This window comes from Bartonella sp. 11B (assembly GCF_002022625.1).
GTDB classification, from domain to species: Bacteria; Pseudomonadota; Alphaproteobacteria; order Rhizobiales; family Rhizobiaceae; genus Bartonella; species Bartonella rochalimae.
This window is the reverse complement of the sequence record NZ_CP019783.1, coordinates 1333580-1358171: the sequence shown is the minus strand read 5'-3', so window position 1 is coordinate 1358171 and position 24592 is coordinate 1333580. Positions and strand designations below refer to the sequence as shown.

Annotated in this window: 20 protein-coding genes, 1 tRNA gene and 2 pseudogenes; 12 read left to right on the top strand and 11 right to left on the bottom strand. The window is 35.3% G+C overall.

Annotated features, from left to right (window positions below; genetic code table 11):
- Positions 1 to 576: 576 nt before the first annotated feature.
- On the bottom strand, positions 577 to 1812 hold the full coding sequence (locus Bho11B_RS05880) for a porin (RefSeq protein WP_078673891.1): 1236 nt from the start codon (positions 1810 to 1812) through the stop codon (positions 577 to 579).
- A 338-nt stretch (positions 1813 to 2150) separates the two neighbouring features.
- Here Bho11B_RS05880 and Bho11B_RS05875 point away from each other — a divergent pair.
- Positions 2151 to 2241 (top strand) — tRNA-Ser (locus Bho11B_RS05875).
- A gap of 76 nt (positions 2242 to 2317) precedes the next feature.
- Here the strand turns inward: Bho11B_RS05875 and Bho11B_RS05870 are convergent.
- From Bho11B_RS05870 to Bho11B_RS05830, 8 genes and pseudogenes are all read right to left on the bottom strand, one after another.
- A pseudogene (locus Bho11B_RS05870) lies at positions 2318 to 3367 on the bottom strand (tyrosine-type recombinase/integrase).
- Between the two features lie 2 nt (positions 3368 to 3369).
- Positions 3370 to 3618 (bottom strand): hypothetical protein, encoded by a 249-nt coding sequence (locus tag Bho11B_RS05860; protein WP_078673890.1) that lies wholly within the window; start codon positions 3616 to 3618, stop codon positions 3370 to 3372.
- 116 nt (positions 3619 to 3734) lie between these two features.
- Positions 3735 to 4162 (bottom strand): annotated as a pseudogene (locus Bho11B_RS05855) (lambda exonuclease family protein); the annotation flags it as partial.
- A 67-nt stretch (positions 4163 to 4229) separates the two neighbouring features.
- A complete protein-coding gene (locus Bho11B_RS05850; protein WP_035007056.1) occupies positions 4230 to 5024 on the bottom strand; it encodes a heme ABC transporter ATP-binding protein in 795 nt (264 codons plus the stop codon).
- Positions 5021 to 6118 carry an iron ABC transporter permease gene (locus Bho11B_RS05845; RefSeq protein WP_035007057.1) on the bottom strand — a complete coding sequence of 366 codons (1098 nt, stop codon included), beginning with the start codon at positions 6116 to 6118 and terminating at the stop codon, positions 5021 to 5023. Before Bho11B_RS05845 ends, Bho11B_RS05850 begins: the two co-directional genes overlap by 4 nt.
- A 5-nt stretch (positions 6119 to 6123) precedes the next feature.
- Positions 6124 to 7026, bottom strand: a complete 903-nt coding sequence (locus Bho11B_RS05840) for a hemin ABC transporter substrate-binding protein (protein WP_078673889.1) — start codon at positions 7024 to 7026, stop codon at positions 6124 to 6126.
- A gap of 16 nt (positions 7027 to 7042) precedes the next feature.
- A complete protein-coding gene (locus Bho11B_RS05835; RefSeq protein WP_035007061.1) occupies positions 7043 to 8086 on the bottom strand; it encodes a hemin-degrading factor in 1044 nt (347 codons plus the stop codon).
- A gap of 249 nt (positions 8087 to 8335) precedes the next feature.
- Positions 8336 to 10537, bottom strand: a complete 2202-nt coding sequence (locus Bho11B_RS05830; protein ID WP_078673888.1) for a TonB-dependent hemoglobin/transferrin/lactoferrin family receptor — start codon at positions 10535 to 10537, stop codon at positions 8336 to 8338.
- Between the two features lie 244 nt (positions 10538 to 10781).
- On the opposite strand from Bho11B_RS05830, the gene Bho11B_RS05825 reads away from it, so the two are divergent.
- The 6 genes from Bho11B_RS05825 (at position 10782) to Bho11B_RS05800 (ending at position 16561) form a co-directional block, all read left to right on the top strand.
- The gene (locus Bho11B_RS05825) at positions 10782 to 11558 is read left to right on the top strand and encodes an energy transducer TonB (protein WP_245289098.1); all 777 of its coding nucleotides are present in this window, start codon (positions 10782 to 10784) and stop codon (positions 11556 to 11558) included.
- A 624-nt stretch (positions 11559 to 12182) separates the two neighbouring features.
- Entirely contained in the window at positions 12183 to 12821 is a 639-nt protein-coding gene (locus Bho11B_RS05820; protein WP_078673887.1) for a ribonuclease HII, read from the top strand.
- Positions 12821 to 13783 (top strand): L-threonylcarbamoyladenylate synthase, encoded by a 963-nt coding sequence (locus Bho11B_RS05815; RefSeq protein WP_035007069.1) that lies wholly within the window; start codon positions 12821 to 12823, stop codon positions 13781 to 13783. The genes Bho11B_RS05820 and Bho11B_RS05815 overlap by 1 nt, the downstream gene beginning before the upstream one ends.
- A gap of 2 nt (positions 13784 to 13785) precedes the next feature.
- On the top strand, positions 13786 to 15195 hold the full coding sequence (locus Bho11B_RS05810; RefSeq protein ID WP_035007071.1) for an FAD-binding oxidoreductase: 1410 nt from the start codon (positions 13786 to 13788) through the stop codon (positions 15193 to 15195).
- A 147-nt stretch (positions 15196 to 15342) separates the two neighbouring features.
- The gene (locus Bho11B_RS05805) at positions 15343 to 15870 is read left to right on the top strand and encodes a DUF6101 family protein (protein WP_035007073.1); all 528 of its coding nucleotides are present in this window, start codon (positions 15343 to 15345) and stop codon (positions 15868 to 15870) included.
- 151 nt (positions 15871 to 16021) lie between these two features.
- Positions 16022 to 16561, top strand: a complete 540-nt coding sequence (locus Bho11B_RS05800) for a YcxB family protein (RefSeq protein WP_148664927.1) — start codon at positions 16022 to 16024, stop codon at positions 16559 to 16561.
- Between the two features lie 4 nt (positions 16562 to 16565).
- On the opposite strand, the gene purD is transcribed toward Bho11B_RS05800, so the two are convergent.
- On the bottom strand, positions 16566 to 17840 hold the full coding sequence (purD, locus tag Bho11B_RS05795) for a phosphoribosylamine--glycine ligase (RefSeq protein WP_078673886.1): 1275 nt from the start codon (positions 17838 to 17840) through the stop codon (positions 16566 to 16568).
- A gap of 91 nt (positions 17841 to 17931) precedes the next feature.
- Here purD and ubiA point away from each other — a divergent pair, with 91 nt between their 5' ends.
- Positions 17932 to 18936 carry a 4-hydroxybenzoate octaprenyltransferase gene (ubiA, locus tag Bho11B_RS05790; protein ID WP_035007076.1) on the top strand — a complete coding sequence of 335 codons (1005 nt, stop codon included), beginning with the start codon at positions 17932 to 17934 and terminating at the stop codon, positions 18934 to 18936.
- Positions 18937 to 19020: 84 nt separating this feature from the next.
- Here the strand turns inward: ubiA and pdxH are convergent, their stop codons facing one another.
- Entirely contained in the window at positions 19021 to 19644 is a 624-nt protein-coding gene (pdxH, locus tag Bho11B_RS05785) for a pyridoxamine 5'-phosphate oxidase (RefSeq protein WP_035007077.1), read from the bottom strand.
- Between the two features lie 318 nt (positions 19645 to 19962).
- On the opposite strand from pdxH, the gene Bho11B_RS05780 reads away from it, so the two are divergent.
- The 4 genes from Bho11B_RS05780 (at position 19963) to Bho11B_RS05765 (ending at position 24378) form a co-directional block, all read left to right on the top strand.
- Complete coding sequence (locus Bho11B_RS05780) at positions 19963 to 20862, top strand: DnaJ C-terminal domain-containing protein (protein WP_035007078.1); 900 nt, start codon at positions 19963 to 19965, stop codon at positions 20860 to 20862.
- Between the two features lie 123 nt (positions 20863 to 20985).
- The gene (fabI, locus tag Bho11B_RS05775) at positions 20986 to 21804 is read left to right on the top strand and encodes an enoyl-ACP reductase FabI (protein WP_078673885.1); all 819 of its coding nucleotides are present in this window, start codon (positions 20986 to 20988) and stop codon (positions 21802 to 21804) included.
- Positions 21805 to 23003: 1199 nt separating this feature from the next.
- Positions 23004 to 24116 (top strand): 3,4-dihydroxy-2-butanone-4-phosphate synthase, encoded by a 1113-nt coding sequence (gene ribB, locus Bho11B_RS05770; protein ID WP_035007080.1) that lies wholly within the window; start codon positions 23004 to 23006, stop codon positions 24114 to 24116.
- 7 nt (positions 24117 to 24123) lie between these two features.
- Entirely contained in the window at positions 24124 to 24378 is a 255-nt protein-coding gene (locus Bho11B_RS05765; RefSeq protein WP_035007081.1) for an exodeoxyribonuclease VII small subunit, read from the top strand.
- Positions 24379 to 24592 lie beyond the last annotated feature (214 nt).

Here is a 24592-nt window from a genome sequence, read left to right as displayed (position 1 = left end):
CTTATAGATTCGTAGTGAAAAAATGCTTTGCAAGGTTATTAGGAATGCGTTCAGCTCAATAAATCAGGTCTCTTTAATAAGATTACGCACAATATCATTTTTTGTATCAATACACATCCGACAAAATTCATAAAATTTTATTTTGAGGAAATCAAGAACAATATTTTTTGTAGTGTCTATATATGTACTCCACTCCTAGTCAGAGCATTTATTTGTGCAATTATGATCAGCTGAAATACCTATATTGTCAATTGCAAAGATGTATTTTGAATAATTTTGAAATGTTTTTTGAATAGAATCAAGAAAAATTATAAGTCATTAACATACAATATTAGCAAAATAGTATAGGTAGAAAGTATATTCTTATGATTTACTTCATAAATAATTTATTGATGCAAAAAGTATAGCTCTATTATTAGTAGAGCGCCTTTAATATATATAATAAAATTGTTCTTTTATTGAGGACTATCAATGAATGCAAGATCGCAAGAGATTTATGATTATTACAAATATTATTAGTAAAAAAGACACCGGTAACCTAGGTTACCAGTGTCTATAAGCTTTCTTTTTAAGAAATTAGAATGAACGTTGGAAACGAATCATACTTTGCAAAGCACTTTTTCCATTCAAAGCATTACTATAGTTTGTATCACTATTCGCTTTACCTTTGAAAGTACGGTCATCGTTCCAAGAAATGTAGGTTAGTTCAGGTGTAATAACAAATCCTGGAATCAGTTTATATGCAACATTAACGGATGTTGCGAAAGTTTTTATAGCACTATAAGACACTTGAGCATTCAAATTTGCTTTTGGATTGATTTTGTAAGTTGCACCAGCCCACGCTGCCCATTTACCACCCCAGTTTGCATAAATGGTGGTATTCTGACGCGACAATACATTATTAGAATCCTCTACAGTATCTACTCTATAGTAATCTAGGTTATTTTTATAGCCTCCCATTGCCCAAAGATTTAAATTATCATTGATATTCAAATCTACACGTGCTTTAGCAGCCCATTTTTTGTAATAAGCATCATAAGCGACAACAGTTGAGGCTCCACCCCATTTTTGCATAAATTTCATACCAAATAAGATATTAGGGTTATAGTCTTTTGTTTGTTTACTTGGGAGATCTGTTTCATCAACACGAACAATTTTGCTATCTTTATCGATGTAATAGTATTCGATACTGTTACCAGCGTTTGTTTTAAGAGCAGGACCTGACGCATTACCCAATTCAACTCCAACAATAGCGGAAAAACCAGAATCAGCATTAAAAGTGTAAGAAATAGTATTCGTGCGTATATCACCTGCTGGTGCTATACTATCGCCATTGATAACTTTACCATAACCACCGGTCCAACTGTCGAAAATTGTGCTATCAAGACCTACACGAAAGCCACCAATTTCTATATAAGCAGCACGAAGTTGACCACCAGAACTATCCTTTCCTTTGCTCCATTGTGAGCGAATTTCCGCATATGAACGAAGCGTTCCTAATTCTGTTTCAGAAGCAGCTTGGAAAATAAGGGTTAAACGTGAATTTGTGCGATAAGTTTTTTTACCATTTGCTAAATCCGCATCGGTTATTGCATTAACATTGTCACCACCTGTAAAATCTGCGCGGACATTACCAGATACGCGAATACATGTTTCTGTTCCAGGAATATAGAAATATCCCGGACCGTACGCATCACAAGCACGTACATATTCTATAGGTTCAGGTTTTGCTGGGACAGTTGAAGCCGCTTGAGATCCAGAAACTGCAGAAAGAGCTAATGTAGAACTTAGAAGGAAGGTTTTAATATTCATAAATGATCTCCAGTCGGTTTTAATTATAAGAGTGTGTATTGGGTTTATTTATAGAGTGTATAAAGGTTATATATTATGTCCGCTTGCTAAAAAAATACGCGAGAACTAAGCCAAACATTACATAATGTTAACTATACGAACCTTTATTTTGAGATACAAATATAAATTAACCTTGTCAAAAGTAATTTATGTACTATTTATTCTTGTGTGATAAAAAAGACACAAACATTCATTATTTTTTAATTTAATCCAATCAATTAGAACTAAAATTTCAGATATTTTGAAAAAAATCGAAAATATCTTGAATTTTTTATTGATACTGTTTATGCACCTTAATTGGAGAGGTGGCCGAGTGGTCGAAGGCGCTCCCCTGCTAAGGGAGTAGGGCTCAAAAGGCTCTCGAGAGTTCGAATCTCTTCCTCTCCGCCAAGTATCAATAAAATCAATGGGTTATCTAAAAGCTAAGGGTTTTTGACTCCATTGATTTTATTATGTTTTTTCTGTTTTATCCTGAATCTTTTTGAAGCTTTTTTATTGCTTCTATTGCGAGGTGCTTCCTATCCGCTGTTTTAGTATAGAGGGATGCCATGCTATTTTCTGTCTAGCCAAAAATTGCCTTGAGTTGTGAAGCTGTAGCACCAGCATTGGCAGCACGTGTTGCTGTTAGTTTTCTTAATCCATAGGCTGATTTTTGATTCCCGCTTGATTACACGCTTCATGAAATAAGTTGCCAAAGTTTTCTTTTACAAGTTTATTTCCACCCTTTTCGCAAATGAATGTTTCATCACCTACGGGACCAATTTTAAGAGTTTCTGCAAGTTCTAGTAAAATCAGAAGAAAAACATCTGTTTTAAATTGGCTCTTTTCTATTTTGAGATGAATAATATTATCTGTTACATCTTTCCACCTAATCCGAACGGCATCACCACGGCGTAAGCCTGTATATAAAAGAACATCAATCCAGACGCCTTCATGTGTTCCTCTTGTCTAGCAATAGTAGTATTTTTCAATGTCTTCTTCTAGCCGTGGAGCGAAACCTTCTGCGTTCAAGGATTTTGGTGCTTTAATATTCAGAGCAGGATTTCTGTTTAACAGAGCATTCTCAACCGCCCAATTAAAAAGACCATTCAAAGCCGTTAAGAAATGTTTTGTTGCTGCAGGTGTTGCACATCTTCTTTCTACAGCATCAAGAATATGATGTTTTTCTATACTTTTATATGCGTATACGTGCGATCACCAATATGTTTATACACATTGTTCAGAATCCTGTGCTTAACTTTTTTAGTGGATTCTGATTGGTTGTGCCATGATATGCTTTGTAAATATTGATGCAACAACCAATCAAAAGACCCTTCCGTAAGTCTTGTGCGTCTTATTGTTTTTAAGGAGCCATTTTGCGCGTCTTTCAGAGCAAGCGTATAATTGTCAACAAATTCTTGTGTTCCATAGGTTCCATGCACTCTGCGACGTTGTTCATATCAATACGGACATACCATATGATTTTACCATGGCGTGTACGTTCACGCACAAGATGTGGTGGACGACGCTTTGGCATGGTTAGAATTTTATGCCATCAACAGAAAGGCAAGATGGGTTAGTACGAAATTCTTCTTGCTCGTTTTCAAGTGAAGGAAAATTATTGATGCTATACACATCATTTGTTGTTGGTGATACTACAGTTTTATTGATATGAATTAATAACTCTCCAGATGGTTTAATTTCTATGAGTTCACATCCTTGTTTTTTTGCTTCTTGCAAGGCGCGAACAATAGCGGGTTGAGTTATGGTGGGAAGGCGGTGTGCCATGTTTTTCTCCTTTAATTGAGATGCAATTCGCCTGTGGCGTGAAGCACGCATGTTTTTAAAGTTGTTAGGAAAGGGCAGGGACGCTGGAGGGAGATGGCTGGAGCGTCCCCATAACTTTAAGCCGCTTGAGCTGTAATCTTTTTGATATCTTGTTCGATTTCTTTTAAAAATGCTTCCACTGCTTGATTGATGGATTCTATCTGTTCATCATTGCGATGGATCCGCTGAACCTTGAGACGTAAGTGAGCAGATTGTCCTGAAAACCCGGGATCATAGCTCAAAAATCACACCACTGACGTCCTGTACAAGCCATTTGAAATTGCATTTATGCTAAATATTCTGGTTTGATTTTTTCTGTCATCCAGAAACGAAGGTGGTTTACAGATTGGGGACATTTAATCTCTATGAGCCCATTCTCACCTATGAGACCATCAGGGCTTGCACTGGCCATTTCGATTGTAGGATATGGGATGAAACCACATGTAACTTCTCTATCATAGATAAAGCTATATTCTTTGAGGGCATCCTCTTCATGTTCAATGCCCCTGTTGAAAGGCAGTTTCGCTTTTCAGACAATAAAGTCATCAGGAAAAGCCGTTGTATTATATATGTTATAAATGAGATGCTGTTTGTGGTAATATAAAAGGGATGTTTTTTTTAGGTATTTCGGAAACTGTGAGCGAGCAATTATAAGCTTTACGCAGATTTTCTGTTGTTAAAACAGTGGAGGCATCTCCTTCACAACAAATTTCTCCTTGTTTTAATAGTATGATTTTATCGGCATAGTGAGCGGCAAGATTGAGATCATGTAGAACAGCAAGAACGCCACCACCACAACGAACAAAATTTTTTATAATATTCATGACAATAAGCTGATGTTGTATATCAAGGTTGGCAATGGGTTCATCTAATATCAGCCAACGAGCAACTCCATTATAAATAGGCTCCCATACTTGGCAAAGAACACGGGCAAGCTGGACTCTAGCTTGTTCACCACCAGATAATTGGTGATAATATCGGTTTTCATAGTCTGCCAGACCAACACGTTTTAAAGCTTTTTGAGGGAGGTTTTTAAATTGAGCTTTTGTGATGTTAATCTGGTTGATAGAAAGACCAAGTCTTACTACTTCATGAACGAAAAATGGAAATGCTAGTGTTGTTGATTGAGGCAAAACTGCACGCATCATTGCCATTTTATTTGCTTTTGTTTGTTTAATATCATGGCCATTCAGGGTCATTTTACCATTATAAGGAATTTCTCCACTAAGCGCTTGTATAAAGGTACTTTTTCCAGAGCCATTTGGACCAATAATGATGGTGAGGGTGCCACTTTTAGCTTGAAAGTGAATATGCTTCAGAATATTTGTTTTTCTGCGTTGAATACAGACATTGATCGCTTCAATCATGAAAAATTTATTCCTCGTTGGTATATAAGGATCCAAAGAAAAAAAGGTGCACCAAAAAGTGCTGTGACAATTCCAATGGGTAATTCTGCTGGAGCAATAATACAACGTGCAAAGGTATCAGAAAAAGTCAGTAATACTGCTCCTAAGAGAGCTGAACAAGGGATGAGATAGCGGTGATCAGGACCAATAAGCAGACGTAGAATATGTGGAACAACAATACCAATAAAACCAATTCCACCACTGACAGCAACTGCTCCTCCGCACATTAGAGCAACAAGTAAAACAGCAATGTTTTTAATCCGTTGAATATGAAAACCAATATGTTGAGCGACAGCTTCTCCGAGTGCGAGTGCATTAAGTGCACGTGATAAAAAGGGAGAAAAAAGCAAGCCAATCCAAACAATAGGTAAAATGAGACAAACTTTTAACCACGTAGCACCCGAAAGGGAACCAAGATTCCAAAAAGTAATGTCACGCAATTGTTGATCATTAGCAGTAAAAATTAAACTTCCAACAATAGCGCTGCTGAAAGCACTAAGAGCAATGCCTGCAAGAAGCATCGTTGCAATAGAGGTAAAACTGTGTCGTGTTGCTATTACATAGAGAATCATTGTTGATAAAAGTCCACCAAGAAATGCACCTATGACAATTTTGTAAGATTCTAGAAAAGGAATAAAGAAAGGTGGGAAGGAAATACCAATAACAATGGTTAATACAGCGCCGAGACTTGCACCTGCTGATACACCTACGATTCCAGGATCTGCGAGAGGATTACGAAAGAGTCCCTGCATAAGAACACCAGAAACAGCGAGAGCGGCTCCGACCAATGAGCTTAAGATAATACGAGGTAATCTGATCTCAATGAGGATAAGGTAGTCATACGTCTTGCTAGCTGCTGAAAAATTTTGCGTAAGAATTACATGAATGAGATTAATGAGAGAAGCATTTGATGCACCACTGAATAGTCCACTAAAAATACTGAAGATAAGAATTACTATTAAAATTAATAGCGCAATTTTTCCTCGATTTGTGGGGGGTACTTTTGTATTGTCTATTATTTCAGAGATGTGCGTTGTAGAAATATGCTTAACCATTTCTATCAACTCTTGCCATTTTGTTCTGTGCCATAAAGCATATTAATTAGCTCTTTTGATGCTTCTGCAGTGCGTGGACCAAAACCTAAAAAATACATGGCATCTATTTGTTTAATAGCATGATTTTTAGCTGCAGGTGTTGCTTGAATTGCTGGTATAGCTAAAATTGTATCAATTTTAGTTGAATTTCCATTGTGATTGACAAACAATATGAAATCAGGATTTGAATTTAATAAAGCTTCATTATTTAAAAGCTTATATCCTTTATAATCAGAAATGGCATTTATACCTCCTGAAAGTTTGATCATACCATCAGCTGCAGTATCTGTTCCAGATACCATAACACCTCCGTTTTGTAATGAAAAAATAAAAAGAACGCGTTTTGGTTTAGTTATTTTTGTTAAAAGCATATCATTGTTTATAAAGTTATTGTTCAATTTTTTAATCAGTTTAGCTGCTTGAACTTCTCGATGTAGAGCTTTACCAACAAGGCGAATTTTTTCTATGACACTTTCACGTGAAAAGTTTTCTGGTATGATTACGAGAGGTATTGATGTTTTTTTGAGAATCTCAATTGTTGAAGGAGGACCGCTTCCTTCAATAAGTAATATACCTTCTGGAGAAAGAGATAAAATACCTTCAGGAGAAAGATGGCGCATGTACCCAAGTTCAGGAAGTTTGAGTGCAGCTTGTGGATAGATGCTTGTGCTGTCACGAGCAACAAGTTGATCTTGAGCCCCTAATGCATAAACAGTTTCTGTAAGAGCACCACCAATGGAAATAATTCGGGCATTTTCAGGAAAACTTGTTGTCAGTTCAGCCATTACTTGTTTAGAGAAACAAGTAAAGAACAACAACAAATATAAAAGAGAAAGGCCTGATAGTTTATGCAAAAAAGGTCTCAACATATCTAGGTCTTATCCTTTAAGTAATATTTGTCTCTTGGTACAAAGGCAAATCATTTAGTAAAGAGCGCCATTTTTCGCATTCTTTTTGACCCTCTTTTCTTAGACCAAAGAATTGGACAATCATTTCACCATTTTGATCAAAAACTTCAAGAGAACTAACATAACCCTCACTTATAGGTTTGCGAACATGCCATACTTTGTTAACACCAGAAATAAGCATATGTAAATGAAAGTTGTCATCAAGAATATTGAGCCAAGGTCCCATTTGTTTAATATTTTTAATTGGACCGCTGAAAATTTGAATGCAGCCTTTATTACCAACAAAACACATAATTGGTATTTCTTGTTCAACGGCTTTATTCAGCATCATTTCAATGGATTCTGCACTTAATTCATTAGTAAACTCGTTGCTAGCATGTTTTACAGCATCATGCCGACCAATTTTAAATTCGGAAGTAATTTCATGGAGCTGATGCACATCAGTCATGTTTCTCCAACGATCACGAAATTTCTCAATGTCTAAATTTTCTGTATTGTGTTGTATAGGTGCAGGAGTTGGAGGAATATGAAGAGCAGATGATTGATCTTCATGAAGTAATTTTTCAACAAGTATATTCCATTGTTCCATATTTGTCATGTCTTTAGAATAGACTTTAAAAATAGCGGTACCATATTGATCAAAAAATTGTAAACTTTTTGTCGGCTTTCCAAAAACCATCATTTCATATTCAAAACCAAATTCCCATTTTTGGGGAAAAATCCGCAAATCAATTTCTCCAAATGTCATAGGGATATGTTCATTCAGAACAATTTTTTCAAAACATCCTGTTTTTTCATGAACAGCATATTCATTGCGTGTTAATGCCATAACGGTTTCAATTTTAGGAGCATTTTCAAGGAGAGTAGGAATATCAACTTTTAATCTTTTTGCTTTTCCAATTGTACGATATGCTGCTATGAATTCCGCTTCAGATATACCAATCGAATTAGCAAAATCACGATTACGCATATCTTTTTTTTCTTCACGCATTTTTATAATCATTTCAGCTGTATAAGACATAGGCTTTCCTTACTTTATTTAGAGTCAATTTTACTTCATTTTAAAAAATTATGCTGAGCCATTGTAAACAATGGCTCAGCTTGTCAATCAATTGCCCCTATCAATAATAAAAATTGAATCTGATAAATTAAAAATATTTACAATCCTTTTCCCAAATTTTGGGTTAGAATAAAGTAAGGATTAAAATGCAATAACATACCTTTTTATCAATTATAATTTCCTCAATAGTTTAAAGACTGACAACAATAATTAAAATTCTTGTACATAAGATATCTTAAAGTTACGACCAGGCTGACTAAAATAATCTTTTGGTGGTAACGATTGGCGTCTAGGAATAGGAGAAGGGGAAGGTAGATCAGCTGCATTCCAGTATTTTTGGTCAAAAAGATTATAAACACCAGCTCTTATAATTGGGCCTTTCTCACCGAAAGGTTTCCACCAACCCAATATATCAACGACACCATAGCCTGGAATTTTGTTGTAATCAGAATTTCCTTCTACTTTATCACGCTTAGCAGCCAAAGTCAGTATAATATCTGTTCCCCAAAGTTCTTTTTCATATCCCAATCCAAAGACTGTTTTAAAAGCTGGAATTGAATTGAGATATTCATCTTTATCGAGATCTTTTCCTTGTGTATAAGCAAGGGCAAAATTACTATAAAGGCCATTCATCAAGGTGAAATGTGCTTTCGTTTCGACACCAGAAATACGCACATGCGCACGGTTTACATAATGTTTGCGCGCATACATAAATTCTTTTGAAGGTCCTTTATCTATAACATCAATAAAGTTTTTATATTCATTGGTGAAAACACTGAAAGAACCATTTAAATGCATGTTATTGTATTGTACACCAATATCATATCCATTACTGGTTTCTGGTTTAAGATCAGGATTTCCAATCATATAGTAAAAAGGAGATTTGACAAAGGTTAAGTAAAGCTCCGAAACGCTCGGCGCGCGAAAAGCTTGCGCCCACTGAGTATAAAATAATACTTGATTATTAGCATTCCATTCTATCCGCATTTTAGGAGAAAAATGTGAGCCGCTACTTTCTTCAGGCATTATCCTGGAACCTAATGCTTTTTCAAAAGCAGGTGTTCTTTGAGGGATATGTTTATACCAATCATAACGTATTCCGGGGATAAAACGAAGGTTATTATTAGAAAAACCTATTTCGTTTTCGAGAGTCAGACCAAAACCTTGGCTATTTGTGTCAGGTGCATCTGATTTATTTGTACCTAGGAATACACACCCACGCTCATTGCCTCTTAAATGACAATTATCTTTACCTGATGCATATTGATGAAATTTAGATGCAAAAACATTTGCAGCAAACTTTAACTTATGACTCATAGAACCAATATCCACTTTTTTAAAGCTATAAGTGTTAAAGCCATAATCCGTATTGCGCATAAAGTTATCTCTTAAATAATCTCCTTTGGGCATTTGTATGCGATATCCATTTAAGATATGATTATTTGATTGCTTTTGCCAATAAAGTTGCCCATGAAATGCATCAAAAACAGCATCTCCATTGCCGTTATAATCATAAGAAACAGAAAAACGTTTACGACGTGTATTCCTCTCATTATAAACAGATTTTGGAGAAAATATTTCAGTTGAAGCATTCAATGAATGAGTGTCTTTGTTGTAAGAAAAACGTTCTGCTGTAAAGCCAAATCGATGATTATCATTAAGATATTGATGGACTTTAAAGAGCAGATTATTTTTGTCAAAATCAGCAGGATTTTCGCGTGTGCGTTTATCTCCATCAACCTCTACAGTACCCATATTCTTACGTTGATGACCTTCTGCACGAGAGCCCTGAAAAAGAAGCAAGGTTTGGTTAGCACGCACTGCAAAAGCTTGATTTACATGCCAACTTTTATCAGCAGAATTGTAGCTGCCTTTTGTAAGGGCTCCCCAATTCTTTTCTTTTGTAAGGAGGTCTTCAGGATTAAGAGTACGCAAGGCAATAATTCCGCCTAATGCACCAGAACCATAAAAACTAGAATCTGAACCACGAATAATATCAATTGTAGAAAGCGCATTAAAAGCAAATGCAGAACTTCCACCTTTAATACCACGTACTCCATCATTCAACCATGGAAGAGGAACACCATCTATTGTTGTTAAAACACGATTGGCATTTAAACCACGAATTACGAAACTGTTATTATCTGTATTATAGTTTATAGAGGGATTAAGATGGCTAATATCGTGAATATCATTTATTTGTTTTTTATCAATATTTTGGGTAGTTTCACGATCAGTCAAAACCGTCGCTTTATTCAAAGAATTTTCTATTTTTTTTTCAATTACGATTGGTTTAAGTTTAGTTATAGAATCCTTATTATTACCATTTTGTGCAAAAACAAATGAAGGTATACAAACTGAGAGCATACCTGAAATCATATACTTTTTATAGATATTTCGCTTTATTCGCATAGTTCACCATCATTTTTCTTAAAAACACCCCCTACCTAAGTTTTCGTATATAAAACACACACAAAAAATATTCATCTTACTAATTACACACTGTAATCACATAATTGGTAAGCTAAACACTTAATTACTAATATAATCATATTAAACATGATAAAAATCGTCAAGAAAAAAGTTGTGCTTTAAAGATGACATGTTTTAATAGAACTGAGCTTCGATTATTTAGCTTAGAATGGTGGTAGATGAGATGATGAAGAGTGTAAGTATTGGGCGAGTATTAGCTCTTTGGATAGGTGCTTTTTTGTGTTCTTTTGCTTTACATATTGGAATAGGAGCACGATTTTATTTTAAAAGTATTTATATGAATGATTTTATGTTCTCACCGATGGCTATGTTAATTGTTGTACCAGAGATTATGCACTCCGATGTTAATTTAGATACAGAAATAGTAGAGTTTGATATTTTAAAACAAGAAGAAATATCAAAATCAGAATTCAGTAAAGTTCAATCAGAAAATTCTCTATCAAAAGAGGGGCAGATTACGGAAGAGTTGCAGTCTATCGCAGAAAAAAATGATTTGAAAGTGTTGAAACCTTTGGAAAAATCTTCTCCATCAGAAATAAATCGTAAAGTTTTTATAAAAAAGCGATCATCAACACTGAATGTTACAGCGAAGAAAAGTAATGAAAAAAAAGCACATTCATTTTCTGAAAGTAGGGATAATCATATAATGGCATTTGACAGTGCATTATCAGAACGTTGGTTAGCAAAGGTACAAATACAGTTAGAAAAACAAAAAAGTTACATTATAGGACAGCGTATTAGTAGTGCACAAGGAGTCGTGCAGTTAGAATTTAAAGTGCATGAACAAGGAGGTATTTTTGCCAGCCGTATTATGCTTTCTTCTGGTAATCGGGAACTTGATTGGTTGGCTATGACAGCACTTAAACGTATTGACATGTTTCCTCCACCACCACGTGAAATGGTGAATAAAACTATTAGAGTATCTTTGGTGTTCGAGTAAAGAAAGTAAAATGACTATATAAAATCATATATCGTATTTGGATTTTTCAGAAGGGTAATATATTGAAACTTATGATATTCTTGGTTATCGGGAGGGAATAACTGAGATGGTTTCTGTTAGATTTATAGAGATAGAAAAGTTTATAGCATTATTAGTATGTCTAACTACCTATCTACGGGACTAAAAATGTTTACGCTTATGACAAAGATACAGTTGTAATTATGTAGGGGGTAGGGAAGAGAAGATTATTAAAAACGCTTAACCTTATGACAAAACGAACTTTGCGAGATTTACGAAATTGAGATTACTTTGAATTATGTCTTTGAAAAGAATGTATGTTATTCAATAAACACTAAAAGGAGAAACTGAAATTTATGTGGATACTCCTTTTAGATACTCAATTGAAAGAAATAGAAAAGGTGAGCAAAGAAGAAAATCATTCCTTTTAAAAGTAAAACTATTTTATTGTACATAGAAAATGAGCAATGCATTTATATACTAAGGTAAATTATTTAACTGTTACGCTATGTGGTAATAGTTTACACTACTTACTATAGCGCTTGCAGAAAATAGGTAGTGATGTAAAAATGGGTGCATGTTTTTTTATATTCGCGATTGTTAGATATGTTTGATGTACCATTTCAGCCAAATTTTTCATATGAACTTGATTTGCAAAAAAAAGGTTTCTTTTATATAGCAGGCGTTGATGAAGTTGGTCGTGGACCTTTAGCTGGGCCTGTAGTGACGGCAGCAGTTATTTTAGATAAAGACCGTATTCCTGAAGGCTTGAATGACTCAAAAAAACTCTCTAGCCAACAGCGTAATAGACTTTATTATGAAATTTTGCGAAATGCATTAGCGATTTCGGTTGCTAGTCTTTGTGCTCGGACAATTGATAAGTCTAATATTAGAAAAGCGACTTTAGAGGCAATGCGGCATTGTATTACAGGGCTTGCTATTTCAGCGCATTATGCGTTGATTGATGGGCGTGATATTCCTTCTGATCTGCCCTGTCCTGCAGTTGCTTTGATTAAAGGTGATCAGTCTTCAGTTTCAATTGCGGCAGCGTCTATTATTGCTAAAGTAATTCGTGATAGGATGATGCAATATGCTGGGCGGATTTATCAAAATTATGGTTTAGAGAAGCACGTAGGTTATGGAACAGTAGCACATCGAGCAGCTATCGATAAGTATGGGCCTATTGTAAGATTACATCGTTATAGTTTTTCTCCTCTTAAAGAACGCTATAAGGATAGTATTTAATGACGATCTTACCATTTAATAATGCTGCAATAAACCAAGCAGTTGCGATTTTTCAACAAGGACAATTAGTGGCTTTGCCGACAGAAACTGTTTATGGATTAGCTGGAGACGCGACAAATGGAAAGGCTGTGGCGTCTATTTTTTCTACAAAGGCACGACCACTCTTTAACCCTCTTATCGTTCATGTAAGTGACATAGTTATGGCAGAATGTTATGTGAAAATTGATTTGCTTTCACGTCGATTAATGGAAGCATTTTGGCCAGGTCCTTTAACTGTAGTTTTGCCATTAAAGGCTCATCATAATATTCACCCTTTAACAACTGCTGGCCTTAATACATTGGCTATTCGCTCTCCAAAGGGAGGCTTTGCAGAAGTTATTCGTCATTTTGGACGTCCTTTAGCAGCGCCTAGTGCTAATCAATCAGGAAAATTGAGTCCTACTTCAGCTTTATCTGTGTTTACATCTTTAGGAACATCAGTGCCTTTAATTATTGATGGTGGAGCTTCAAAAATAGGGATTGAATCAACGATTATTAAAATTTGTGATGAAAATATTTATTTATTGCGTCCAGGAGGATTAGCTATTGAAGAAATTGAAAAAGTGGCAAAGAAGTCTGTAAAACGTTTGGAGCAGCAAACTGCAATTGAAGCTCCAGGGATGTTAAAATCACATTATGCACCTAATACTTCTATGCGTTTAAATGTAAAAAAGGTGAAAAGCGGTGAAGCACTTTTAGCATTTGGACCTAAACGTATTGAAGGTGTTGAAAATGCCGTTGCTGTTCTGAACCTGAGTACAAGTGGTCGATTAGAAGAAGCTGCATTCCATTTATTTCAATATATGCAGCAATTGGATTCACTTGAAGTGAAGTGCATTGCAGTGGAGCCTATTCCATTCTACGGATTAGGGGAAGCTATTAATGATCGTTTAATACGCGCTGCGGCTCCAAAAGGGAAATAAAAATGGAGCAAGGTTTAATTGAGTCTTTTAAAAGCATTGTCGGTTCTGAATATGCTATAACAGATCAGGCACTGATTGCACCTTATTTATTTGAAAATCGTCGACTTTTTCATGGTAAATCGCCATTACTTTTACGGCCATCTTCTACAAAAGAAGTATCATTGATTATGCATTTGGCTAGTCAAACGTGTACGCCGATTGTTCCTCAAGGAGGAAATACTGGTCTTGTAGGTGCTCAGTTGCCAGATGATAGTGGGCACAGTGTTATTTTATCTATGGAACGTTTGAATAAGATTCGATCATTGGATCTTAAGGATAATTTCGCTATAGTAGAGGCTGGAGTTATTCTAAAAACGTTACAAAAAAAAGCTGATAAAATGAATCGTTTTTTTCCTCTTTCTTTGGCTTCTGAAGAATCGTGTCAGATAGGAGGTAACCTATCTTCTAATGCTGGAGGAACGGGGGGATTAGCTTATGGTAATATGCGTGATTTGTGTCTTGGTTTAGAAGTCGTTTTACCTGATGGACGTATTTTGGATGATTTGCGATTTGTGAAGAAAGATAATAGCGGCTACAATTTGAAAGATCTTTTTATTGGTGCGGAAGGGACTTTAGGAGTTATTACCGCAGCAGTTTTAAAGCTTTTTCCAAAACCAAAGGGGAAAGAAGTTGCTCTTGTAGGTTTAGATAGTCCAGCGAAAGTTGTAGAGCTTTTATCTCTTGCTCAATGCCACGGGGGGACATTATTGACTGGTTTTGAGCTCATGGGAAAACTTAGTTTTCAAATGGCTTTAAATTATAAGATGTGTTCCCGATCTCCTTTTGATCGTGAGCATGAATGGTATGTTTTGATTAATATGTCATCATCACGAAGTGACAACGATGCATTATCAGCATTGCATATTGTTTTAGAAATGGCTTTAAAGAATTCTATTATTGACGATGCAGTTGTTGCTCAATCATTAAAACAGCAAGATTTTTTTTGGCAATTGCGTGAAAGTATATCACCTGCACAGAAATTAGCAGGAGGATCTATAAAACATGATATTGCTGTACCTATTGCTTCCATTTCTGATTTTATTACTGAGGCTGCTCTTATTGTTGAAGAAATAATTCCAGGTGCACAAGTAGTTTGTTTCGGACATGTGGGTGATGGGAATCTTCATTATAATATTACACAACCAGTTGGAGCGGATACTGCAGCATTTTTAAAATTATGGCCGAAAATAAACCATCGTATTCATTGTTTAGCAATACAATATCATGGCACATTTTCTGCTGAACATGGAATTGGTCAGCTTAAACGAGAAGAACTACGTACTTTTAAGTCATCTGTTTCATTAGAAATTATGCAAGAGATTAAGAAGATATTTGATCCTTTAGGAATTATGAATCCTGGAAAAATATTATAATTTCAGAAGAATAAATATTTTTTGTATTTTTATTTAGAATTTAATAACCAAAAAGAAACTAAGTTTTTTTATATAACTTTGTTAATAATCTAATGAAGAAAATCTGCTAGATTGTGTGGCTTATTGAAAAAATTGGGAATATTATGTATGGCTAATCAATGCTTTAATCAGGCAAAGGCGGTGCTTGAGTTTCGACTAGATCCGTATCATTTGCCACAAATAACGACATATTTTGTATCAAAAACGGGTAATCAAATAGTTTGTTCGTTAAATAAATGTGGTGTTTTTTTTAAATTGGGGGCTTCTTCAAGACTGTCACGTTTGATCCCAGCTCACCATTTTAGAGGGGTTGTAGCCCGTATAGTTGATACTCTCTCAGGTGAGAAAGCCATAACATTAGAGCTATTTCATGTAGATGAGGAGATTTGTATTCCACTGTTAGTTTCTAGAAAATTAAATAATGTTTTTCTGGATTGGCGATTGTGGACGCAGATTTACAATCTTCCTATGCTTATGATTGATGAGTATAGCAATATTGTCAAGGTTCAAGATCGTTCTATTATGCATCAATTTTTTCATATGGTATCACCTAATTCTGCACAGAAGCGTTTTTTACTTCGTGGGCATAATTCATTAGGTTTACGTTTGATGATTAACAATCAGACTGCATTGTAGAAAATATACGTTCATTTTTATATGTTGTGCAGTCATGTATATTTATTTCATTTGCGTTTTGACTTTTTATTCATGATAATTGAATTCCTATCTAATAAAAATAGAAAAGAATTGTAAGTATTTGAAACATTCAGAAAAAATTAAAAGGCGTATGCTTGTCTTCGAACTTGATCAAAAGAAGGCAATAGAAGCGCAAAAAGCGCATTGTCGTCGTTATACCAGAAGATTGAAGACATTTTTACATTTATTAATATTGTGGCTGATTTGTGTTTCTGTTTATTGTGGTTTTCTCATCATGATTGAGGGACAAAATTGGACGCATTATTGGGGAAAGTCTCTTATCAAAACGGCTTGCATTTATGCTGCAATTATTTGTGTTATTTGGGCACTGAATTATTATGTTTTAGTAACGCATAAAGCGTATCGTTTAGTAAAAAATAATCAGCAAATAGGTCTTAAACAAGTATGGCAATGGGATGATCATGCGCTTGCGATTCGAAACTCTTATATACAGGGCACTTATCCTTTTCGTCTGTTTTATGATTGGCATGAGTATCCAAATTTTTTAGCACTCTATATTTCAGAGGAAAAATTCAACATTCTTCCTAAAGCTATCATGACTAAAGAGCAGTTAGCTGATTTACGCACTATTCTATCACGTGAAATTACGAGTCCTAAAAAAAGACTTTAAAAATCTAATTTTCTCGCATGATAGCTCGCCATCCAATATCACGGCGTACAAAACCTTCTGGCCAATCAATACAGTCCACCGCTTCGTAAGCGCGTTTTTGAGCGATTTTTATGGTTTTTCCTGTTGCTGTTATATTTAAAACACGTCCGCTATTCGCAATTAATTCTCCATTGCATAAGGCTGTACCAGCTTGAAAAACTTTTACATTAGGGAGAGAATTTACTTTATCAATATTGCGAATTACACTCCCTTTTTGAGGAGAAACAGGGTAGCCATTAGCGGCCATAACAACTGTTAAAGCAGTTTCTTCAGACCATTGAAGATTTTTCTTTTCAAGGTTTCCTTGAGCCGCTGCAAGAAAAAGTGGAAGAATATCATCTTTTAGACGCATCATTAAAACTTGGCACTCAGGATCACCAAATCGCACATTAAACTCAATTAATTGGGGACTTTTTTGTGTTATCATCAACCCAACGAAGAGAATTCCCTTAAAAGATATATCCATTTCAGCTAGACCGCGTAGAGCTGGTGTAACAATTTCTTGAAGAGTACGGTTAACCATTTCTTCCGTCATGATAGGAGCTGGTGAATAGGCTCCCATGCCACCTGTATTGACACCTGTATCACCATCACCAATACGTTTATGATCTTGTGCAGATCCAAAGGGGATAGCTATTTTGCCATCACAAAGGCAGAAAAAACTTGTTTCTTCTCCTTCGAGGAAAGCTTCAACAACTACTTCTTTTCCTGCATCGCCGAATGTCCCTTCAAAACAAGAATCAATTGCATCAAATGCTTCTTCCATTGTCATAGCAACTACAACGCCTTTACCGGCAGCTAAACCATCAGCTTTAATAACGATAGGAATACCTTGTTGATGAATATAAGATTTAGCTTTCAAAGCATTATCAAAGCGTTGATAAGGAGCTGTAGGAATATTATTTTTGTAACACAGGTCTTTTGTAAAACCTTTTGAGCCTTCTAGCTGAGCAGCTTTTTGATTCGGTCCGAATACACAGATATGAGCTGCATTAAGGGCATCTGTTATACCCCCTACTAATGGGGCTTCTGGACCGACAACTACGAGATCAATAGTATTTTTTTTACAAAAATTAATGATACTACAATGATCATTAATGTCTAAGTTAATATTTGTACCAAATTCCATTGTTGCAGGATTTCCAGGAGTACAATATAATTTCGTTAGCAGTGGAGATGCTGCTATTTTCCATGCTAAAGCATGTTCTCGTCCGCCTGAACCTATAAGAAGAACGTTCATTGCTTGCTCCTATCATAGAAGATGGTTAAACTGATTATTTGTCATAAGAATGAAATATTTCTATTGCAAGTCTAAAAGGTGAAATCATTTAATGAAAAAAAGTAAAGATATTTTGCATATTCAGTCCTGTGATAAGCAGGGACGAGTTATGGATGCAGTGCCAAAACAGTGGGTTTATGATTTTCTTCCTTGTTCTTTATGGCTATATGCTCAATTAGCTCGATGGGACAGGCCTATTGGATGGAAACTATTGATGTGGCCTTGTTTTTGGTCAACAACTATGGCTATTTCTTGTGAGATGTCACAATTATCTATTTTGTCGAGTGTTGTTAATTGGATTTGGTATCTTTTTTTATTCTTCGTAGGCTCTATAGCTATGCGGGGTGCAGGTTGTACATGGAATGACCTTGTTGATCAAGAAATTGATTCTAAAATAGAACGAACACGTTCTCGCCCATTGCCCACTGGTCAAGTGAGTCGGTTTCAGGCAAAAATTTTTATATTGATACAATGTATTATAGGCCTAGGTGTTTTATTGCAATTTAATAAATTTACTTTTTTTTTAGGTCTTTCATCACTGGTAGCAGTTATACTTTATCCTTTTATGAAACGTATAACAAATTGGCCGCAATTTTTTTTAGGTATTGCATTTAATTGGGGAGCATTAATGGGATGGGCTGCGGTACATGGGAGTTTAAGTTGGGCTCCAATAGCACTTTATGGAGGCTCAATTCTATGGACGATAGGATATGATACAATTTATGCTCATCAAGATAAAGATGATGATGTGATTGTTGGTGTTCGTTCTACGGCACTTCTCTTTGGTAAAAAAACGAAATATGCATTGATATTTTTATATGGTGGTTTTGTGATTTTAACCAGCTTGGCATTTTATTTGGCTCAAGTTCCTATTCTGAGTTTTTTAGGGATTTTTATCGCAGCGATCCATATGTTTATACAAATTAAAGTTATTGATATTGACAATAATTTACAATGTTTACGACTTTTCAAGTCTAATTCGTTTGTTGGTTTTTTGATCTTTGTTGGTTTGGTATGCGGAGAAATCTCGGCGGTATTATATTCTGTGATTTTGTGATATTTATGACAATATAAAATAATCTATGAAGTAGAAATTTGTTATCATATAAACAGGAAACGTATTGTTTTGAGAGTTTAAGAATTAAGGATAGAGTTTTTGCTTCTTCCAGCTGTTTTGTTTAATAGAGTCTCGTGTAAAGAGTAAGCGATCATGTAAACGGAATGGGCGATCACGCCAGAATTCAATAGAAAGAGGGTTTACACAAAATCCAGACCAGTGAGGTGGGCGTGGGATTTTTTTTGCAGCATATTGTGCGGTATATTCGGTGATTGCTTTTTCAAGAGCAAAGCGGTTCTCTAATATTTGAGATTGTTTAGATGCCCATGCGCCAATTTGGCTTCCACGTGGACGTGATTGAAAATATGCATCTGCTTCCTCAGTGCTGACTTTTTCAACGTTTCCCCTGATTCGAACTTGACGACGGAGTGATTTCCAATGAAAGCCTAAGGATGCTTTCATTGATGCTAAAATTTCTTGTCCTTTGCAACTTTCGTAGTTTGTGTAGAAGATAAATCCTCTAGAACTGAAATCTTTGAGAAGAACCATGCGAACGTTAGGTAAGCCTGTTGTATCTACTGTTGCTAAAGCCATAGCATTTGGATCATTGATTTCGCTTGTTGTTGCTTCTTCAAGCCACTGTGTAAAGAGTACAAAGGGATCTTGTATTTGTACAAAGTTATCATTTGTTTGTGTTGTATTGTTCATAATAGACTTTTATCAATTAGCATGAATGAAGGATTATCAGGGTCGTTTTTTATATCAGCTAACAAAAGACTGCTCTTTTTATTTTGAAAAATTAATAATATTACATATTTTTATCATAGTTTTTTAATGATGTTGGTTTTTAGTATGAGTTGCAATACATTATGTTAGGTATAAAAATATTTATTCCATATGGTATTTCCATTTATTTATAAACATATAGATAAAGTAGAAATTACTTTAGTTAAATTGATTCAAGAATAAAATTACTAAAAATATACCGGTTGATATTAAAAATGACAAAACTGGAAAGAAGACAATATGCGTGATCCCTATACAGTTCTAGGTGTGGCGCGCACCGCAAGACCGCAAGAGATTAAATCTGCATTCAGAAAACTAGCGAAAAAATATCATCCAGATCATAATATGGGTGATGTGAAGGCTAAAGAAAAGTTTGCTGAAGTGAATCAAGCCTATGAAATTATAGGAGATAAAGATAAAAAAATACAATTTGACCGGGGTGAAATTGATGCAGAAGGAAAACCACTCCATCAAGCTTATAGCGCTGGAGGACATTTTAGAGAAGGACATAATCCTTTTTCAGGAAGTACAGGAGGGTTTGACTTTGGTTCTTCAAGTGGTGTAGGTTTTGACGCAAGCGATATTTTTCGTGATTTATTTGGAAAAGGAAGAGGTTTCTCGCATTCTACACAACATAATCAGTCTCAACAAGGAGCTCATATTCGGACTAGTCTTTCTGTAACCTTGGAACAGATGGTTGGTGCAGAAAAGGTGGAAACAATTTTTCCTAATGGCAAAAAACTAAAAATTAAGCTTCCGGTTTATGTTGAAGATGGGCAAACTATCCGTTTAAAAGGTCAGGGAGAAAAAGTTCCGTATGGACAATCAGGGGATGCGTTGGTAACGATTCATATCCAAAAACATCCTCGTTTACGAGTTGAAGGAAGGGCACTTCATCTTGATTTGCCAATTCCTCTTAAAGACGCTGTGTTGGGAACAAAAGAGGAAATTCAGACATTAGAAGGACGCGTCGTTGTAACAATTCCTGCATGGTCAAGTTCTGATCGTGTTTTACGGCTAAAAGGGAAAGGACTTCATTTAAAAAATGGAGAAAGAGATGACCTTTATGTGCATGTTCGTATCATGTTACCCAAAAAGGATCCTGCATTAGAACAGTTCTTGCAAATGGAGAAGAGTTAAGATTGTTTATAAGACGAAATTATAGTTTTGATTTGATTTTAAACCAACTGCTTGAAGAAAAAGTTTACCTGTGCCATAGGCAAGTGGGTAATATTAATTTTTTGTTGCGATGAGGCAATGTTAATGGCTGATAGTAATAATTTATTATGCGGTAAGCGTGGTCTAATTTTGGGGTTGGCCAATAATCGATCTATTGCATGGGGAATAGCTAAGGCAGCAAGTGCTGCAGGAGCAGAGCTTGCTTTTACTTATCAAGGTGAAGCATTGAAGAAGCGTGTTGAACCTTTGGCCGAAGAAGTAAGAGGAATTGTTTGTGGTCATTGTGATGTATCTGATAGTAAATCTATTGATACAGTTTTTAATGAAATAGAAAGAAAATGGGGTAAGCTTGATTTTTTAGTTCATGCTATTGGTTTTTCTGACAAAGATGAATTAAGCGGTCGTTACATTGATGTCAGCGAATCAAATTTTATGATGACAATGAATATTTCTGTTTATTCTTTGACAGCTCTTACACAGCGTGCAGAAAAGTTGATGTCAGGTGGTGGTTCGATTTTAACATTGACTTATTATGGTGCTGAGAAAGTTGTTCCTAACTATAATGTGATGGGGGTTGCTAAGGCTGCTCTTGAGGCTAGCGTAAAATATTTAGCTGTAGATTTAGGACCGAAGAATATTCGTGTTAATGCTTTGTCAGCAGGGCCTATAAAAACGTTGGCTGCTTCCGGTATTGGTGACTTTCGTTATATTCTTAAATGGAATGAGTATAATGCTCCTTTACGTCGTACAGTGACAATAGAAGAGGTTGGTGATTCTGCGCTATACTTTCTTTCAGATTTATCTCGTTCTGTTACGGGAGAAGTACATCATGTAGATTCAGGGTATCATATTATAGGTATGAAAGCCGTTGATGCACCAGATATTTCCGTTATTAAAGAGTAAGGGGTGAGCTTACTTTATCAGTAACAATTTGACTACAGTTGAAATGGTTAATAATAGTCTTAAGTGAGATGATCTTGCTTGCAGATTAATGTACTTGATTATCTGTATTTTGTGTGCTGTGGTTTTGTATATTTAAAAAATGAGACTGTTTCCATATCGCCTATACATTGATCATTTATTTCGTGTGACAATATGGTATGAGAATATGGAGTTAAGTTGTGCGTTGAGTACATTATTGAGGATTGTTCTCTAGGGATTATTTTCACTTTTACAGAAATTCAGTCATATTTTGATAATGGTGAGCAGAACAATCAAAATTAAAGCATAACGTCAAGAATTAAGTCAGGTAGAAGTTCTTTCAGGAGTTATTACTCAGGTTGATGCTATAACATGAGTAACAATAGGAATGCTAGTTTCAATATTTATTTAGGGTACAGATCAGTGATTAGAAGATTATAATATAATAGTTAATTATTATTATCTAAGTTATGCAGGTTTTATATATGATGTTAAATATGAAATTCTTTATTGTTATAATGGTGAGCGTACTGCAACAGCTGAAATAATAGAGCATGTTGCGCTAGGTATATTTGCACGCAAAATTATTCTTGATTTGATTGTTTGGGGGGCGGTGATAGTGATTATCCCTAATCAATAATTGTGGTCGATGGAAGTGGTCAGAGGTCGATAATAATCCTTTTTTACATTTTCTGCTTATGAAATGTTTTCACTGATTATATAAATAAACTACTTCCATTGATATTATTGCAGAAAATGTTTCATTATGGTTAGGAAAACTTAATTTATGCAAGACTTGATCAGCATATTGTATCATTTTAAATGTTAATGAATACAGTTTAGGATATAAAATTTGTGAAGGCTATGCTGTTACCTGTTGGATCAGTGAAGGAAATATAGCTGAAATGCGAATGATAAGTGATAAAAATTACATTTTTAACCGATATTATAAACAGAATATCAAGGAAATAGCCGATTTTTGTGTATTTTATAGTTAAGCCCATATTATTGATTTTAGCTTTTTATTGTTCAATTGATGTTGATGGTAAAAACGTAGATGTTATCACGAACGAGTGTTGCGATTCGGATTATTATTTTTAGTGAATCAATAGTTTCTTGTGCTATTGCTGATCATTAGCTGAGGAATTGCGATCAAATTGGTTGTATAGGAAGGAAAAGCAATAATGTATAATCAGAAAAAGGTTGTTTCTGCTATTCAGGCTTTTGAACGCGGCGAAATTGTTGTGGTTATGGATGATAATGATCGCGAAAATGAAGGTGATTTAATCGTTGCTGCTGTCCATTGTACAGAAAAAAAAATGGCATTTATTATGCGTTATACATCCGGTATTATTTGTGCTCCTTTGCCGAAGGAGAAAGCGCAACGATTGAATTTAACTCCTATGGTATCAGATAATGATTCAATGCATTGTACCAAGTTTACTGTTACTGTTGATTTTAAATATGGAATAACAACAGGGATTTCAGCACACGATCGTACATTAGCAGTGCGTAATCTTGCTAATCCAAATGCTAGTGCTAATGATTTTGTGCGTCCGGGACATATTTTTCCTTTAATTGCACATGAGGGTGGTGTTTTGATGCGATCAGGACATACTGAGGCTGCGGTTGATTTATGTAAATTAGCTGGTTTGTCACCAGTTGGTGTGATTGGTGAACTAGTCAATGATGATGGCAGTGTTAAACATGGAGATGAGGTTATAAAATTTGCGCAAGATCATCAGTTGCATACAATAACAGTTGCTGATCTTATTGCTTATCGCCAGTGTAAAGAGACGCTAATAAAACATGTCGGAGAAATGCAAATTGAAACATTCGTAGGGCCAGCTGTGGTTCAAAGTTATCAACTGCCTTGGGAGAGAGTTCAACATGTTGCGATTGTTTTTGGTGATATCCGTGATGGTGAGGATATTCCAGTACGTTTGCATCGTGAGAACATTTTGAATGATGTTTTTGGTCAAGCTTCAAATATTGAAGTTATTATGCGTCGTATGGTAGAAAAGGAAAAACGGGGTGTATTTGTTTATCTGCGAGGAGGATTTGTTGGTGTTGATTGTCAATCAGCTATTGATAATCAGGAAATAACAAAAAGAGATTTAGAAAATCATATGCAGGCGATTGAACGTGAAAAAGAGTGGCGCCAAATTGGTTTAGGAGCACAAATTTTGAGACATTTAGGGATTAGTTCTGTTATTGTTTATGCTTCTAAGGAACGTCATTATGTTGGTTTAGAAGGTTTTGGAATTCGCATATCTAGAACAGATATCTTGTGAGGATTATATGAAGCAAGGCACGAAAAAAGAGGATATTGCTACGTTGAGTTTTGAGGAAGCGCTAAAACAGCTTGAAGCGATTGTCGAAAATTTAGAACGTGGAGATGTTCCTTTGGAACAATCGATTGATATTTATGAACGTGGTGAAGCTCTTAAAAATCATTGCGATAAGTTATTAAAAGTAGCTGAAGCTAAAGTTGAAAAAATTCAACTTTCAGATGAGGGAAAACCCGAAGGGGTAGAACCACTAGACCCTGAATGATGTAAGTCATTTTTTATTTTTTGAGTACAAGAAGTACAAAAAGCTTATATGCAATAAACTTGTTAATCTCATTTCTTGACATAAGCGAGTCAAAAGGGCGTATATGAAACATCAAAACATATGGATATAATTGTAATTATATCTACATAATTATCATGCATTGTGTATATCCATATTGTCTTTTATTCTTGATCATAAGTGATTGTTAAAAATA